Below are 14,026 nucleotides of genomic sequence, written 5' to 3' on the forward strand. Positions count from 1 at the left end.
GCCGCCCGGCCCGGTAATCTCTGGCCCCATGGACGCGCCGCCCCAGCCCCCCAAGGATCGCGACGGACCGATCGCCGTCTCGGTGGTGGTCCCGATCTACAACGAGCGGGAGTCCCTTCCGGTGCTGCACGGGGAGATCGCGGCGGCCATGACGGCCCTGGGCCAGCCCTGGGAGGTGCTCTACGTGGACGACGGGTCCACCGACGGCAGCCTGGGGATCATGCTGGGTCTGCGGGAGGTGGACCCTCACATCCGCATCGTGAAGTTCCGGCGCAACTACGGCCAGACCGCGGGACTCGGCGCCGGCTTCGACCACGCCCGCGGGGCGGTGGTCGTGACCCTGGACGGCGACCTGCAGAACGACCCCGCCGATATCCCGCGGCTGCTCGAGCGGGTCCACGACGGCTACGACATCGTCGCCGGCTGGCGCAAGCGGCGCGAGGACGGCTTCATCCTGCGGCGCCTGCCCTCGATCATCGCCAACCGGTTGATCGCCTGGTTCACGGGCGTGTCGATCCACGACACCGGCTGCACCCTGAAGGCGTTCCGCCGGGAGCTGGTGCGCAGCCTATCGATCTACGCCGACCAGCACCGCTTCCTGCCGGTGCTCTCAGCCGGCCGAGGGGCGCGCGTGACCGAAATGGTGGTCAACCACCGCCCGCGGCGTTTCGGCGTCAGCAAGTACGGCCTCAGCCGCGCCGTGCGCGTGCTGTTCGACCTCATGAGCATCAAGCTCGTGACCCAGTTCTCACAGCGGCCGCTGCACTACTTCGGCCTGCTCTCGATGACCTTCGCCGGTCTGGGCCTGTTCTTCGCCAGCGTGGGGTTGATCAGCTTCCAACCCGATCCGGACCTCGGGCGCGGCGACGGCCGAATCAACCGCTGGGAATGGATGGTCATCACGGTGCTGATGATGGTCTTCTGCCTGGTGGTCTTCTACGCACTGCTCGGCCTGCTGAGCGAGCTGGTCGTCAAGGCCAGCGGCATGCATCGCCGCGGAATCCTCAACCGGATCCTCAACGAGCTCCATTGAACGCGCCCCAAGACACCACATCGGACGACTCGCAAGTCGATCCGGCTCCCGTTCTGGCCACGGTGCACCGCTCCCACCGGGAGGGCTATGCCGGTCCTGTTGACGTGAGCATCGTCGTGCCGGTCCAGAGCCCGGAGGCCGAGGTCCGAGACGTCACCCGCGCCCTGGGCACGCAACTCGACCGCCTGGGCAAGACCTGGGAAATCATCTTCGTCTTCGATGGCGTCGAAGGAATGGCCTGGGAGGCGGTCCAGGGCTTGCACGCCGAGCGGGGCCAGCAGATCAAGACGATCCTGTTCAAGAACCCCTTCGGCGAGTCGGTCTGCCTGTCGGCCGCCTTCGAGCGCGCCCACGGCGGCCTGATCTTGACCTCGCCCCAGTACGTGCAGGTCGATCCGCTCGAGCTCGAACGCATGCTGCAGGCCATCGACGAGGGCGCCGATTTCGTCACGCCGTGGCGGCACCCGCGGGTCGACCCGGTCCTGAACCGCCTGCAATCGGGCTTCTTCAACTGGGTCATCCGGCAGATCATCCGCGGCGAGTTCCACGACCTGAACTGCTACTTCCGCCTGATCCGACGCGAGGTGCTCGAGGAGATCTCGGTCTACGGCGACATGTACCGCTTCTTGCCGGTGATGGCCTTCCGCCAGGGCTTCCAGGTGGTCGAGGTCCGCGTGCGGCACCTGACCGAGTGGGGCCGCGCGGGCTTCTTCGGGATGGGCGTCTACATCCGGCGCTTCCTGGACGTGCTGGCGGTCATGTTCCTGGCCAAGTTCACCCTGAAGCCCCTGCGCTTCTTCGGGACCCTGGGCGGCCTCTCGGCGCTGATCGGCGGAGGCATCTGCACCTGGCTGGCGGGCGAGAAGCTCTTGCTCGACGTGAGCATCTCGGGCCGTCCGATGCTGGTGGCCGGCGTGCTGCTCTTGGTCCTGGGCGTGCAGATCATCGGCTTCGGCCTGGTGGGGGAGATCATCATCTTCAGCCAGGCGCGCAACCTGAAGGAGTACCGCATCGAGCGGATCTACGAATGACGAGCGCCAGCAGCCCCGAGCAGCGGGCGAACGAGGACTTCGAGATCCGACGACTGTCGCCCGAACACGACGAGGCGCGCGATGATTTCGTGCGCGCTCACCCGCGCGGCACGGTCTTCCACCAGTCCAACTGGCGGCGGACGGTCAACCGCGTCTTCCACCACGCGGGCTGGGACTACGGCGCTTGGCGTGACGATGAGCTGGTGGGGGTCTTGCCGATGATGCGGATCAAGGCCCTGCCGCGCGGCGAGAACCTGATCTCGATGCCCTACGCGGTCTATGGCGGCGCGCTCGGACAGACGCCGGCGGTGACCGAAGCGCTGCTGCGCGAGGGCATGGCCGAGGCGCGTAGGCTGCGCGTGGGTAGGCTCGAGCTGCGTTCGATCGATTCGGCGCCGCCGGCCCTCGGGCTGGTGGAGAGCGACCTCTACTCGACCTTCGTCAAGCAGCTCCCCCAGACCCCCGATGAGGTGCTCGCGGGGATGCCGAAGAAGTCCCGCGCGGAGGCCCGCAAGGCACGCAACAAGCATCGGCTCCAGTTGGTCGAGGGCCGTTGGTACGTGGAGGACTTGGCTCGGCTGTTCACGCTCAACAAGCGCCAGCTCGGCTCCCCCAGCCTGCCTGCCGATTTCTTCCGCACCCTCCTGGAGGAGCTCGGCGACCGGGTCGTCGTGCACCTGGTGGTGAGGGACCGCGAGCCGTTGATGGGGATCATGTCCTTCTTGGACGGCGACACCTTGATCGCCTACTACTCGGGCACGGCCCCCGACGCCGACCGCAACTTCAGCGCCAGCAACTTCGCCTACATGGCTCTACAGGAGTGGTCGGTGGAGCAGGGCTTCCGGGTCTTCGACTTCTGCCGCAGTCGGCGCGACTCGGGGGCCTACAGCTTCAAGTTGCACCAGGGCTTCGAGGCGATTCCCTTGCACTACAGCTACTGCTTGGTGACCAAGCAGGGTCTCCCGGCGCTCACGCCGTCCAACCCGCGCACGGCCCTGTTGCGCCGCACCTGGAGTCGTCTACCCCTGCCGGTGGTGCAGCGCCTGTCGCCGATGCTGGCGCGCTACCTGGCCTGACGCCCGGCGTTTGCGACACGGCGCGGTCGGAATACGGCGCCGTCGGGACCGAGCGCCGTCAGGACCGAGCGCCGTCAGGACCGAGCGCCATCAAGTCGCCGGGCCGAGGAGCAAGTCCACGGCTGCGGCGAGGTCGGCAACCACCGTGGGCTCGCCTTGCAGGCGCGCGCGAGCCAAACGCTGTTCGGCTTCGCCCTTGCCCGTTCGCACCAGGATCGCCCGCGCTCCGCAGGCCTCTCCGGCCCGCAGGTCGCGGTCGGAATCGCCGATCGTCGCAGCTGTCGCAACGTCGACGCTGAAGCGCCGTGCGGCCTCGAGCAACATCCCGGGAAGGGGTTTGCGCCATGAAGCGAAGGCTCCGAAACGCTCGACCTCGTGGTCCGGGTGGAAGGGGCAGTAGAGGATCTCGTCGAGGTGGGCACCCTCTGCGGCCAGGCCCTCGCTGATGCGCCCGTGGATCGCGGCCAGGCCGGACTCGTCCAGCATCCCGCGGGCGATGGCGCTCTGGTTGGTGACCAGGGCAACCGGGACTCCGGCCCGATTCAACCGCGCCACAGCGGCGGGCGCTCCGGGCACGAACTGCCAACCCTCGGGGTCGGTCAGGTAGCCGGTCTCCGTGATCAGCGTCCCGTCGCGGTCCAGGAAGACGGCCGACGGCGGTTGGGGATCGTCCACGGGGTCCGTCATCTGACCGGAAGTGCTAGTCCTCGAGCAGCCGCAGTCGAATGTGGATCCGACTGGGTTGCAGGTCGTCGTCGACCTGGAGCGGGAGCAAGAGCCCCCGGGCGTTCAGGAAGAGCGGGAACCAGAAGGTGTCGACGCCGATCCACCCGGCCGTCCAGGGGGTGACCGTGGTCTGAGTCCCCGGCCCGACGATGCGAGTGGCCGGCACGTAGCCCGCGAGGCCGACGTCGATGCGGTGCCAGTCCGTGCGCGGCAGGAAGATGGCGGCGGGGGTGACGTAGCCGGACTCCTGCCCGTCGATGGAGATCGTCGCGCCAGGAGGGGTGCTGGCGATCAGCACGCCGGGTTGTCCGCGGGAGAGCTGACAGGAGACCAGGCTGCCGGCCAGGCAAATCGTGGCGAGGAGTCGGGAGCCGTTGGCTGCCATGGTCCCTATTCTGTACGCCGACAGGGGGCCTCGGCAACGACGCCGTGATCCTGTTACTCGATGCCCAAACTTCGACTCAAGCCGCCCCGCGATCCCCTGGCCCTGGGCCTCGGCGTCTTGGCACTGCTCCTGGGCACGGTCCGCTTCGTCAAGCTCGGCGAGTGGGGGCTGTGGATCGACGAGGCCTTCACCCTGGCGGACTCACTCCACGGAGGGGGCTTCTCCAACCCCATGGGCTACGCGCTCTACGAGCGCTTCCTCTCGGGGCTGGGCCGCCGCGCCACCGAGTTCGACCTGCGCCTTCTGCCCGCCTTGGCCGGATGGGCCTGCATTCCGGCCCTGTGGTGGGCGCTGCGGCCGGGCTTCGGCGCCCGGGCCTCGAGTGCGGCGGCGCTCTTGCTGGCGACCTCGAGTTGGCATCTCTACTGGTCCCAGAGCGCCCGCTTCTACACCTTGGCGATGGTCCTCTCGATCCTCGGCGTGGGGGTCGCGATGCGCGCCTTCCGTCGGGAGAGCTGGGTCCTCCTGCTGGTGGGGATCGGCCTCGCCGGCTCCGCAGCACTGGCCCATCCAACCGCGGTCTTCGTGATTCCGGGGCTCGTGGTAGCGCCCCTCGTCCTGCGCCGCATGGGTCGGGACTGTGGCCAGGCCCTGGTCCGGACTGCAGTGGCGGTCCTGGTGGTCGGTGCCCTGCTCGGAACCGGCTGGGGCATCACCCTCATCGGCAAGTGGGGCAACATCAAGCCGGACAGTGCGAGCCCCGCCCACCTGGCCCTGACCACCGGGTTCTACGCCACGCCCCTCTTGGGAGCGGCTGCCCTGGCGGGCGCGGCCCTGGCCACCCGGCGTCGCCAGGCCGGGGGCCTCGTGGCTCTGTCGATCGTCGTCAGTGGTCTGGGCCTGGCCTTGATCGCCTCGCTCGTCGTGCGAGTCGCCGCGCAGTACGTCTTCCTGCTCCTGCCCTGGCTGGTGACCCTGGCAGTGCTGCCGCTCGCGAGCGAGACCGAGCGACCCGAGGGGGAGCCGGACCTCGACGAGGACGACGAAGAAGAAGAGCCCCGTTGGCGTCGCCGAGCGCGGCTCGACGAGGGGCGCCCGCCTGCCAGGCGGGCACTCTTGCGTCGTCCCCTGGTGGCCACGGGCTGGGTGGCGGTGTTGACCCTCCCCGCCCTGACCAACTGCCTGCTCTACCTGGGGCCGCGCCATGGTGAGCGTCCGCGCTGGAAGGACGCCTACCTGACGGTCTTCGATCAGCGTCACGTCGGGGACCTGGTACTCGGCATGGCCGCGCCGGTGGGCGAGTACTACCTCTCTCCGAACCGAACCGACCTGCGCGACATGCGCGAGGTGGTCTACCTCGACAAGTTTCGCGCGAATGTCCCGGTGTTCTGGGATCGCTTCGCGCGGCGGACCTGGTTCGTGGTCAACCTCGAGGAACTCGAGGAGTGGGACTCGGTCGACCGTCAGCGCATGCAGCGGATCCTGCGCGAGGACTGCAGGCTCGTCGCGGATTTCCCTCTGAACGTCGAATCGAGGGATCTCAGCGTCTCGGTCTACCTGCGCGACTGAGCGTCGGCGCGGGAGGCCCCGGAACTCGCGCTAGCGCACCGCGCGGAAGGGGACCGAGCGGAAGGGGACCGCGCGGAACCGGCTACTCGTTGGCGCGCCCGAGGAAATCGCCAGTGTCGGTGTGGATCTTGATCTTCTCGCCCACTCCGATATGCATCGGGACCTTGACGGTCATGCCGGTCTCGACCACGGCGTTCTTCTTGACGTTGGTGGCCGAGTTGCCCTTGACGGCGGCTTCTGCCTCGATCACCTCGAGCACCACGGAGGGCGGCAGTTCGACGCCGATCGGAGTCGTGCCGTGGAAGGTCACCTCGACCGTCGAGTTCGGGCTCACGAACCCCATCTTGTCGCCGATCAACTCCTCGGCCAGGGGGAACTGGTCGTAGGTCTCGGCGTCCATGAAGATGTACGTCCCCTCCCCGTCCTTGTAGAGGTACTCGGTCTTCTTGCGGTCGAGGAAGGCCACGTCGACCGAGTCGTTGCCCGACAGCCGCATCGATCCGGCAGCGCCGTTGATCAGGCTCTTGGTCTTGATCTGGATGATCGAGCGCAGGTTGCCAGGGGTCTTGTGGATGTACTCGGTGATGAGCAGGAGGTCGCCGTCCTTCTCGAGGACGTGGCCTTTGCGGACATCGGTCGCCTTGACGCTCATGGAATGAATCGAAGGTGCTTGCCGGGAAGGGTCGGGTGGGGCCAGGCCGACTCGGGCGCGGGCCTACGAAGCGCGCAGGGTAACAGCTCCCGGCCGCCGAGGATGCGCCCCAGCCCAGCCGGGCGTGGCTCAGAATCGGCGGCGCTCGCTCGAGGACGGGATCTGGAGCATCTTCCGGTACTTGGTGACCGTGCGGCGAGCGATGCGGACGCCGTGCCGTTCCTGAAGCGCCGCGGCCAGTTGCTCGTCCGAGAGGGGCTTCTCCCCGTCCTCCGAGTCCACCAACTCGCGAATGCGCTGTTGGATGGCGACCTGGCTCGCCTCGGCGCCGCTCTCGTCGGTGGTGCCCGAGGTGAAGAAGTACTTGAGCGGGAAGATGCCCCGACTGGTCTGGGCGTACTTGCCGGCCACCGCCCGGCTGACGGTCGAGATGTGGACGCCCGCCTGGTCCGCGATCTCCTGCATTCGCAGGGGCTTCAGGGCTTTCGGACCCTTGGCCAGGAAGTCCCGTTGATGTTCGAAGACCGCGTCGGCAATTCGCAGCACTGTGCTGCGCCGCTGGTCGAGGGCGTCGATGAACCAACGCGCCGTCTCGAGTCGTTTCCGCAGCCAGCGCCGGGTCTCGTCGTCGTCCGCGTTCAGGACGATCAGAGTCTCCTCAGGCTCGGGCGTTCGCTTGGCGGGGGACTCATTGGTTCCGGCGGTGTGGCCGTCATGGCCCTCGCCTGGGCCGCCGTCGCTCGACCCCACACTCGGGGCAGCCGCGCCCTTGCGGCGCGAAAGGAGCTCCTCGTAGGCGGGTGAGACCCTCAAATCCGGCGTCCGTTGGCGCCCGAGGCGCACCTCGATCTCGCCGTCGATCTCATCGACAACGACGTCGGGGATGATTGCCGTCGCCATCGAATCGCCGAACTCGCGACCCGGACTCGGATCCAGCTCGCGCAGCAGCTCGAGCGCCGCCTTGATCTCATCGATCGAGTGCCCGGTCGCCTTGGCCACGCGGGGGAGGCGATTCTTGGTGACGTCCTCGAGGTGGTGTTCCACCAGGTCGTGGACCAGTGGGCTCTCGATGCCGCGCGCCTCGAGCTGCAGCAACAGGCAGTCGCGCAGGTCCACGGCGCCGATGCCCGGGTGGGTGGCGCGACGCATGATCGTCAAGACCTCGGCCACCTCCTCGGCGTCGACCGGCCGACGCGCCAGGGGGAACCGTTCGGCGGCGGTCAGCTCGTGGCCGTGTACCCCGTCGGTCTCGGGCACCCCGTCGGCGTCTGGCCCGCCACTGGCGCCGGCTGGCGACGGTCGCTCCTCCGCATCCGGCTCGCCCCCGACGGCCGCGGCGCCGGGCTCCGAATCCTGCTCGACCGCGGGTCGGTCCTCGGTCACGACGCCGTCGCTGCCGCCCGGAATGTGATCGAGGACATCCGGAGTGCAGGCAGCGGCGACCTCGTCCAACGATTCGGGCAGGTAGCCCCGCTCGTCGAGGCTGTAGGCGATGAACTCGGCGATCTGCCGCTGGCGGTCGGTCAGGTCGACCAGGGCCAGTTCCTCGACCAACGCCGTAGCCAGGGACCTGGGGCGATTGGGCGTGTTGGCCATCGCCTCGAGCTTGCGGTCGCCCTCCTCGGAGTCGTTCCGAACCCGACTCGGCGCCTCCTCCTGATCGCGCTGATAGCGATCGATCTCGTCGCGGATCGAGTCGCGCAGGCCCTGCTCGATGCTGGCTTCCTCGCTCACCGGCGCGGACTCGCCGCCCTCGCTCTCGCCGCCGGCCCCGTCGAGTGCCGCGTCGGGCGGGGTCTCGGCAACCTCGAGCAGCGGGTTCTCCAAGAGCTCCTGCTCGATGCGGTCGTGCAGGTCCATGCTCGAGAGCTGGAGGATCTGCATCGCCTGGATCATCTGCGGCGACTGGACCAGTCGCTGCTCCATCCGGGCGTGTTGGGAGATTCCGAGTCTCATCGAGTGGGTGTGGGGGCGGTGCGAGGGGCGGGCTCGGAGCAGCGGCTGCCGGCCAGGTTCGAATTATAGGTGTGCAACGGCGCTGGGTTCGCGGGTTATGACATCTCGTCATGGCGAACCTATCCCTGCTCGGAAGCGACGGCTCCGCGGAACGGACAGTCGAGCTACCCGATGTCCCCGTCACTGTCGGCGGTCCCGGTTCGGATCGCGTCCTGCCCGGACTGGCCTCCGGGACCCTGCGCTTCCACGTGGCCGAGGGCCTCGTCGAGCGCCCCGCGGGTTCGGCCGAACTGCGTGTGGACGGCAGGACGGTCGAGCGCGCGAGCCTGGCCGACGGGCTCGTGATCGAGTGGGCCGGCCTGCGCCTGCGTTTCGAGTCCGAAGCGACTCTCGACCAAGTGGCGCTTCCGCCGGCGCCGGCGCCAGAGGCCTGGCAGCGCTTGAAGGCGGGCCTCTTGGCCGAGATGGGCCGCGCTGACAAGAAGGCCGCCAAGCGCTGGCAGGAAGCGGTGGTCGCCGGCTCCTTCAACTCCGCGGCGGCGGCCGCCGAGATCAACGCGGCCAGCGGCGTGCCCGACGAGGACCCGGCGCTGGTCGAGCGGGCGGGTCGCCTGGGCCGCGACCTGCTGATGCAGCCGACCCTGCGCGGGGCCCGCGGGGCAGCCCGGGCGACCCGCCAGGCCGGTCGGAACGTCTTCGCCTACGCTTTGACCCAACTCGTGATCGTGCTGTTCTTTGCCTTCGTCTTCTCGATCGGGCTGCTCGTGGCCCGATTCCAGGGGGTCGAGCTCGACGGGTTCCTCGACTCCGTGCTCGACGTCGTTCTGTTCCGCGGGTGAGGCCGCCGGTCGGGGGCCGACGATTCGATCCACACGACCGATCCACACGACCGATCCACACGACCGATCCACGCAGCCGAGGTGGGCTCGCAGAGGGCTCACAAGGCCGGCACGGCATTCGCCATCCCTCCAGTCCGGCAGCCGGCCCATCAGGGCTGCCCCCGCGGCCATTGTGTCGGCTCCAGCCATGGTCCCGGTGGGGGCTTGCCGTATGTTGCCCCGACTCGGCGCGGCCCGTTCCGCGCCCCTCCCACTGACCCCCGGAGCACCCGGCGCATGGCCCAGGACCTCTTCTCGCTGACCCAGATTCGACACCTGATGCGTGTCGAGTTCTCGCGTGCCCAGCGCTATTCCTACCCACTCGGTGGGCTGGTGATCCGCGTCGACGGAATCGAGAAGGTGCGCGTCGGCCACGGCTTCGAGGCGGCCGACGACGTCGTGGCCCAGGTGACCGACATGCTGGTCGCACGCACCCGTGCCTGCGACCACCTCGGGCGCCTGGTGGACGACAGGCTCGTCGCCGTCCTGCCGCACACGGACTCGTCTGGCGCGCAGGCCCTGGGCGCGCGCTTGGTCCAGGCGGCGCACGAGCTCGAGGTCACGGTCGCCGGCCAGAAGCTTCCGGTCACGGTCAGCGTGGGTTCGACCTGCTTCGAGGACTCGAACACCCTGTTCTTCGACGCCCTGGTCGACGCCGCCGACGCCGCCTTCGAGCAGGCGGTCGCCGCGGGTGGCGACCGGGTCGTCCACGTCAGCCCTGCCGAAGTGGCCTGAGACCCCGGATGAAGATCCTTCTGGCCGAGGATGAAGTCACCATCGCTGTGACCCTGACCGACTCGCTCACCGATGCTGGGCATCAGGTCGTACACGTGTCGGACACTGATGCGGCCTTGGCCAGCCTCGAGGCGGACGCGCCTGACCTCGTACTGACCGACATTCGCATGCCCGGCAAGGGCGGCATGGCGGTGCTGGAGCGGTCCGTGGCCCTGGATCCGACCCGCGCAGTGATCCTGATCACCGGCTACGCCAGCGTCGACCAAGCCGTCGAGGCCATGAGCAAGGGCGCGGCCTGGTACGTGCAGAAGCCCTTCCGCAACGACGCGGTGGTCGACCTGGTCGGGCGCTTCGGGCGCTCGAGGGAGATCGAGGCCGAGAACCGTGAGCTGAAACAGCGGCTGCAACGGCTCGAGTCGATCGAAGGGCTGGTCGGCGCTTCGCCCGCGATGCAGAAGGTCTTCGACCGCTTGAGGACGGTGGCCCCGACCGAAGCGACGGTCCTGATCGAGGGTGAGAGCGGGACGGGCAAGGAGCGCGTGGCCCTGGCCCTGCACCGGCTGAGCTCGCGCCCCGACGGGCCCTTCATCGCGCTCTCCTGCGCGGCCCTGCCCGAGAGCCTCCTCGAGGCCGAGCTGTTCGGCCACGAGAAGGGGGCCTTCACCGACGCCCATCGCGAGAAGAAGGGGCGCGTGGAGCTCGCGGGTGGCGGCACCCTGTTCCTCGACGACATCGACGACATGCCCCTGACGGTGCAGGTCAAGCTGCTGCGGGTGCTGCAGGAGCGCACCTTCGAGCGCCTGGGCAGCGAGCGCACCCAGACCGTCGACATGCGCGTCATCGCGGCCACCAAGGTGCCCCTGCGCGAGGCCGTGCGTGGCGGGACCTTCCGCGAGGACCTTTTCTATCGGATCAACGTCGTGCCCCTGCCCCTGCCGCCCCTGCGCGATCGCGCCGGCGACGTGGCGCTCCTGGCCCAGGCCATGATCGAGCGCTACTTCCAGCCGCGGACGGCGGGGGAGGCGCCGCCGACGATCGCGCGCACGACCCTGCAGTTGATGGAGCGCTATCCCTGGCCGGGCAACGTGCGGGAGCTGGAGAACGCGATCCAGCGCGCCCTGGCCCTGCGGGGCGATGGGCGTGAGTTGGCGCGCGAGCACCTCTTGCCGATCGATGATCGATGGCGCGGCGCCACGGAGGTCCCGGAGACCATCGCGCCCCTGCGCGAGGTACTGCGGGAAGCCGAGGCTGAACACCTGCGGCGGGCCCTGGAGTTGACCGGGGGGCACCGGACGCAGAGTGCGGAGCTGCTCGGGATCTCGCGCAAGGTGCTGTGGGAGAAGCTCAAGGACCACGGCATCGACGTGGAGGAATGAGTGCCGCCGGCGCACAGGCGGCGGCCGACCGGCGCCCCGAGCTCGAGCTGTCGGCTGGGACCCTGCTGATCGGGGACCTGCACCTGGACGTGGAGCTCGACGGGGCCGCGCGCGGCTTCGCCGATTGGCTGGGGGGTCTGCCGGATCCCCCGCGCTTGATCGTCCTGGGCGACCTCTTCGAGTACTGGGTCGGCGACGCCCAGGCTCGCACGCCCGGAGGCCGCGCCGTGCTCGAGGCCCTGCGCGCGCGGGTCGGGGCGGGCTGCGCGATCGACGTGATCCCCGGGAATCGGGACTTCCTTCTGGGCCCACGCTTCGAGCAGGCCACCGGGGCGCGGGTGCGATCCCAGGGCCTGATCGGGGTCCTGCCCGGCGGCAGCCGTGCGCTGATCGTCCACGGTGACGAGCTTTGCACCCTGGACGTGGGCTACCAGCGCCTGCGTCGGGTGCTGCGCTCGCGGGCCCTCACCTGGCTCGCGCCGCGCCTGCCCCTGGCGATCTCCCAGGGCCTGGCCCGGCGGCTGCGGCGCGCCTCGCGCACGGCCTTGGAGACGAAGCCCCGCGCGGAGGCTCAGCAGCAGCCGGACGCCGTGCGGGACCTCTGTGCCGAGACCCGTTGCGGCGTCTTGATCTGTGGGCACGCCCACGAGTGGCGCGACGAGCAGTTGGACGGTGGCCCGCGCTGGCTGGTGGTGGACGCCTTCGGGGCGGGGCGCGACCTGCTCCAGGTCGGCGGCCAGGGCGAGATTCGCGGGTCCGCGAGCCGCGATCTTCCCCCGTCGCCTTGATCGATCGCGCCCCCTGCTCGATCCTTTGTCGCCACGGCCTCGGCCAACCCGGCACTGTCGTCCCAAGCCATGATCATCGCCATCGATGGACCCGCCGGAGCGGGGAAGAGCACCGTCGCCCGCCGGCTGGCGGAGCGCTTGGGTGCGGCCTTCCTCGACACGGGCGCCATGTACCGTGCGGTGACCCTGGCCTGCTTCCAACGCGGGATCGATCCGTCCGACGCCCAGGCCTGTGCCGCGACCGCGCGCTCGCTCGAGATCGGCTTCGAATCCGACGGGACCATGACCGTCGACGGCGCGCCCACCGATCCGGCAATTCGCAGCGAAGACGTGAACCTGCGGGTCTCGGAGGTGTCGGCCCACGCCGGGGTGCGCGAGACGATCGTGGCCCAGCAGCGGGCCGTGGCCGAGCGCCTGGGCGACGTTGTCGCCGAGGGCCGCGACACGACCACGGTGGTCTTCCCCCAGGCCGACCTGAAGGTCTACCTGGACGCCTCGCCTGCCGAGCGGGCCAGGCGGAGGGCCGCGGAGGTGGGCCGGCCCGACAAGGTCGAGCGCATCGAGGCCGCCCTGCGGGCCCGGGATGCCCACGACTCCGGTCGCGCCCACTCGCCACTGCGCTACGACCCGCAGGCGGCCCTGGTGCTGACCGACGGCCTGGGGGTCGACGCGGTGGTGGACCGTATCCTGGCCCTCGTTGAAGAGCGGCGGTCCTGAGGTGGGGGAGCCGGCCACGGCCGCACCCGGCCCGAAGTCGACCACTCCGTCGGCAGGCGGCGGCGGATCCGTGGTCACGCGCGTGGGGCCGATCTACGCGATCGGCTGGATCCTGAGCTGGCTCTCCTGCCGGGTCGTCTTCCGAGCGCGCCTGGTGGACATCTCGAAGGTGCCGGCCGGTCCCGTGATCCTGGTCGCCAACCACCGCTCGTACCTGGACATCCCGCTGATCGGAACGGGTCTGTACCGGCACGTCTGCTACGTCGCCCGCCACACCCTGGCCGAGAGCCGCTTTCTCGATTGGTTCATGGGTCGCTGCGGCGCGGTCCTGGTGCGCCGCGGTACGCCCGATCGCGCGGCCCTGGTGGAGATCGAGGCGCACCTGCGCGCCGGCGACGTGGTGGCGATCTTCCCCGAGGGGCGCCGGTCGCGGGACGGGAGCCTGGGGCCCTTCAAGGGGGGCGCGGCCCTCGTCGCGCGGCGCTGCGGCGCACCGATCGTTCCGGTCGCCCTGGTGGGGACCGACCGCGCTCTGCCGTCTGGGGGCCGGCCGCGGCTGGTGAGGGTTCGAGCGGTGTACGGGGACCCGATCGACAGCTCCCGCAGGGACGCCATGGAGGTCGCCCGGGGCGAGGTGGCGCGCATGCTGGCGGAGGCCGGCCAGCCCGTGATCCTGGCCGACGCGGGTTCGGCGGAGACTGACGCGGATGGCGGAGCGGTGGTCCGCTAGGTAGCCCCCGACCGGGGCGGCGCGGGCCGGGACGAGACTGGACCGGGCTGTCCGGGGTCGCTCCGGGGGGGCCGGGACGACGTGCCCCACGAACGGGCCGCACCCCGCCCGGCTCTATTTCTCTGCCCTCGCCCCTGGGCGTGAGCCGGTCGAGTAGTCATCCTCTCCGGCTCGTTTTGGTGCGACCGGGTCCCGCCGGGGGCCGCGCATGGCCCGGATCCGCTCCAGAACGCCAACGAATCCGCCCACCGACCTCCAGCCCCGCTCGCCCCGCGATCCCCCGTCGCGCTGACCGCGCCCGTCCGAGCATGACGCCCTCCCGGCTCGCGTAGCCGTGGAACAGGGACGTCTGTGCGCTCGAACTGCGCTTCGCG

Annotated in this window: 14 protein-coding genes; 10 read left to right on the forward strand and 4 right to left on the reverse strand. The window is 69.8% G+C overall.

All coding sequences use genetic code 11. The annotated features are described in order from the left end of the window. Window positions 1–28 precede the first annotated feature (28 nt). The 3 genes from Pla133_RS12250 to Pla133_RS12260 are packed head-to-tail and all read left to right on the forward strand — an operon-like array spanning window position 29 to window position 3,140. Window positions 29–1,033, forward strand: coding sequence for a glycosyltransferase family 2 protein (locus Pla133_RS12250; RefSeq protein ID WP_145065615.1), 1,005 nt, complete (start codon window positions 29–31; stop codon window positions 1,031–1,033). Beyond that, complete coding sequence (locus tag Pla133_RS12255; protein WP_419192426.1) at window positions 1,030–2,064, forward strand: glycosyltransferase; 1,035 nt, start codon at window positions 1,030–1,032, stop codon at window positions 2,062–2,064. Before Pla133_RS12250 ends, Pla133_RS12255 begins: the two co-directional genes overlap by 4 nt. Next, complete coding sequence (locus Pla133_RS12260; RefSeq protein ID WP_145065619.1) at window positions 2,061–3,140, forward strand: FemAB family XrtA/PEP-CTERM system-associated protein; 1,080 nt, start codon at window positions 2,061–2,063, stop codon at window positions 3,138–3,140. Before Pla133_RS12255 ends, Pla133_RS12260 begins: the two co-directional genes overlap by 4 nt. A gap of 90 nt (window positions 3,141–3,230) precedes the next feature. On the opposite strand, the gene Pla133_RS12265 is transcribed toward Pla133_RS12260, so the two are convergent. Further along, a complete protein-coding gene (locus tag Pla133_RS12265; protein WP_419192427.1) occupies window positions 3,231–3,815 on the reverse strand; it encodes a D-glycero-alpha-D-manno-heptose-1,7-bisphosphate 7-phosphatase in 585 nt (194 codons plus the stop codon). Window positions 3,816–3,840: 25 nt separating this feature from the next. Further along, a complete protein-coding gene (locus Pla133_RS12270; RefSeq protein WP_145065623.1) occupies window positions 3,841–4,251 on the reverse strand; it encodes a PEGA domain-containing protein in 411 nt (136 codons plus the stop codon). Window positions 4,252–4,311: 60 nt separating this feature from the next. Between Pla133_RS12270 and Pla133_RS12275 the strand changes: the two genes are divergently transcribed. After that, on the forward strand, window positions 4,312–5,820 hold the full coding sequence (locus Pla133_RS12275; protein WP_145065625.1) for a glycosyltransferase family 39 protein: 1,509 nt from the start codon (window positions 4,312–4,314) through the stop codon (window positions 5,818–5,820). 82 nt (window positions 5,821–5,902) lie between these two features. Here Pla133_RS12275 and efp read toward each other — a convergent pair whose 3' ends face one another. Together efp and Pla133_RS12285 are read right to left on the reverse strand one after the other, a co-directional pair. Next, entirely contained in the window at window positions 5,903–6,472 is a 570-nt protein-coding gene (efp, locus tag Pla133_RS12280; RefSeq protein WP_145065627.1) for an elongation factor P, read from the reverse strand. A 129-nt stretch (window positions 6,473–6,601) separates the two neighbouring features. Next, window positions 6,602–8,428 carry an RNA polymerase factor sigma-54 gene (locus Pla133_RS12285; protein WP_145065629.1) on the reverse strand — a complete coding sequence of 609 codons (1,827 nt, stop codon included), beginning with the start codon at window positions 8,426–8,428 and terminating at the stop codon, window positions 6,602–6,604. Between the two features lie 110 nt (window positions 8,429–8,538). Here Pla133_RS12285 and Pla133_RS12290 point away from each other — a divergent pair, with 110 nt between their 5' ends. The 6 genes from Pla133_RS12290 to Pla133_RS12315 all read left to right on the forward strand — a co-directional run bounded on the left by Pla133_RS12290 (window position 8,539) and on the right by Pla133_RS12315 (window position 13,652). Continuing rightward, complete coding sequence (locus Pla133_RS12290; protein ID WP_145065631.1) at window positions 8,539–9,267, forward strand: hypothetical protein; 729 nt, start codon at window positions 8,539–8,541, stop codon at window positions 9,265–9,267. A gap of 276 nt (window positions 9,268–9,543) precedes the next feature. Beyond that, window positions 9,544–10,041, forward strand: a complete 498-nt coding sequence (locus tag Pla133_RS12295; protein ID WP_145065633.1) for a GGDEF domain-containing protein — start codon at window positions 9,544–9,546, stop codon at window positions 10,039–10,041. Between the two features lie 8 nt (window positions 10,042–10,049). After that, window positions 10,050–11,417 (forward strand): sigma-54-dependent transcriptional regulator, encoded by a 1,368-nt coding sequence (locus Pla133_RS12300; protein WP_145065635.1) that lies wholly within the window; start codon window positions 10,050–10,052, stop codon window positions 11,415–11,417. Then, window positions 11,414–12,205, forward strand: coding sequence for a UDP-2,3-diacylglucosamine diphosphatase (locus Pla133_RS12305; RefSeq protein WP_145065637.1), 792 nt, complete (start codon window positions 11,414–11,416; stop codon window positions 12,203–12,205). Before Pla133_RS12300 ends, Pla133_RS12305 begins: the two co-directional genes overlap by 4 nt. A 69-nt stretch (window positions 12,206–12,274) precedes the next feature. Then, complete coding sequence (cmk, locus tag Pla133_RS12310; protein ID WP_145065639.1) at window positions 12,275–12,922, forward strand: (d)CMP kinase; 648 nt, start codon at window positions 12,275–12,277, stop codon at window positions 12,920–12,922. Next, on the forward strand, window positions 12,903–13,652 hold the full coding sequence (locus Pla133_RS12315; protein ID WP_145065641.1) for a lysophospholipid acyltransferase family protein: 750 nt from the start codon (window positions 12,903–12,905) through the stop codon (window positions 13,650–13,652). The genes cmk and Pla133_RS12315 overlap by 20 nt, the downstream gene beginning before the upstream one ends. Window positions 13,653–14,026 lie beyond the last annotated feature (374 nt).

Source organism: Engelhardtia mirabilis, from assembly GCF_007748095.1.
In the GTDB taxonomy this organism is placed as follows: domain Bacteria; phylum Planctomycetota; class UBA1135; order UBA1135.

Bases quoted from the DNA above. Each gene is read 5' to 3' on its own strand.
- Pla133_RS12295 (WP_145065633.1), top strand. From the start codon at position 9,544: ATGGCCCAGGACCTCTTCTCGCTGACCCAGATTCGACACCTGATGCGT.
- cmk (WP_145065639.1), top strand. From the start codon at position 12,275: ATGATCATCGCCATCGATGGACCCGCCGGAGCGGGGAAGAGCACCGTC.
- Pla133_RS12260 (WP_145065619.1), top strand. From the start codon at position 2,061: ATGACGAGCGCCAGCAGCCCCGAGCAGCGGGCGAACGAGGACTTCGAG.
- Pla133_RS12250 (WP_145065615.1), top strand. From the start codon at position 29: ATGGACGCGCCGCCCCAGCCCCCCAAGGATCGCGACGGACCGATCGCC.
- Pla133_RS12290 (WP_145065631.1), top strand. From the start codon at position 8,539: ATGGCGAACCTATCCCTGCTCGGAAGCGACGGCTCCGCGGAACGGACA.
- efp (WP_145065627.1), bottom strand. From the start codon at position 6,472: ATGAGCGTCAAGGCGACCGATGTCCGCAAAGGCCACGTCCTCGAGAAG.
- Pla133_RS12285 (WP_145065629.1), bottom strand. From the start codon at position 8,428: ATGAGACTCGGAATCTCCCAACACGCCCGGATGGAGCAGCGACTGGTC.
- Pla133_RS12305 (WP_145065637.1), top strand. From the start codon at position 11,414: ATGAGTGCCGCCGGCGCACAGGCGGCGGCCGACCGGCGCCCCGAGCTC.
- Pla133_RS12300 (WP_145065635.1), top strand. From the start codon at position 10,050: ATGAAGATCCTTCTGGCCGAGGATGAAGTCACCATCGCTGTGACCCTG.
- Pla133_RS12275 (WP_145065625.1), top strand. From the start codon at position 4,312: ATGCCCAAACTTCGACTCAAGCCGCCCCGCGATCCCCTGGCCCTGGGC.
- Pla133_RS12270 (WP_145065623.1), bottom strand. From the start codon at position 4,251: ATGGCAGCCAACGGCTCCCGACTCCTCGCCACGATTTGCCTGGCCGGC.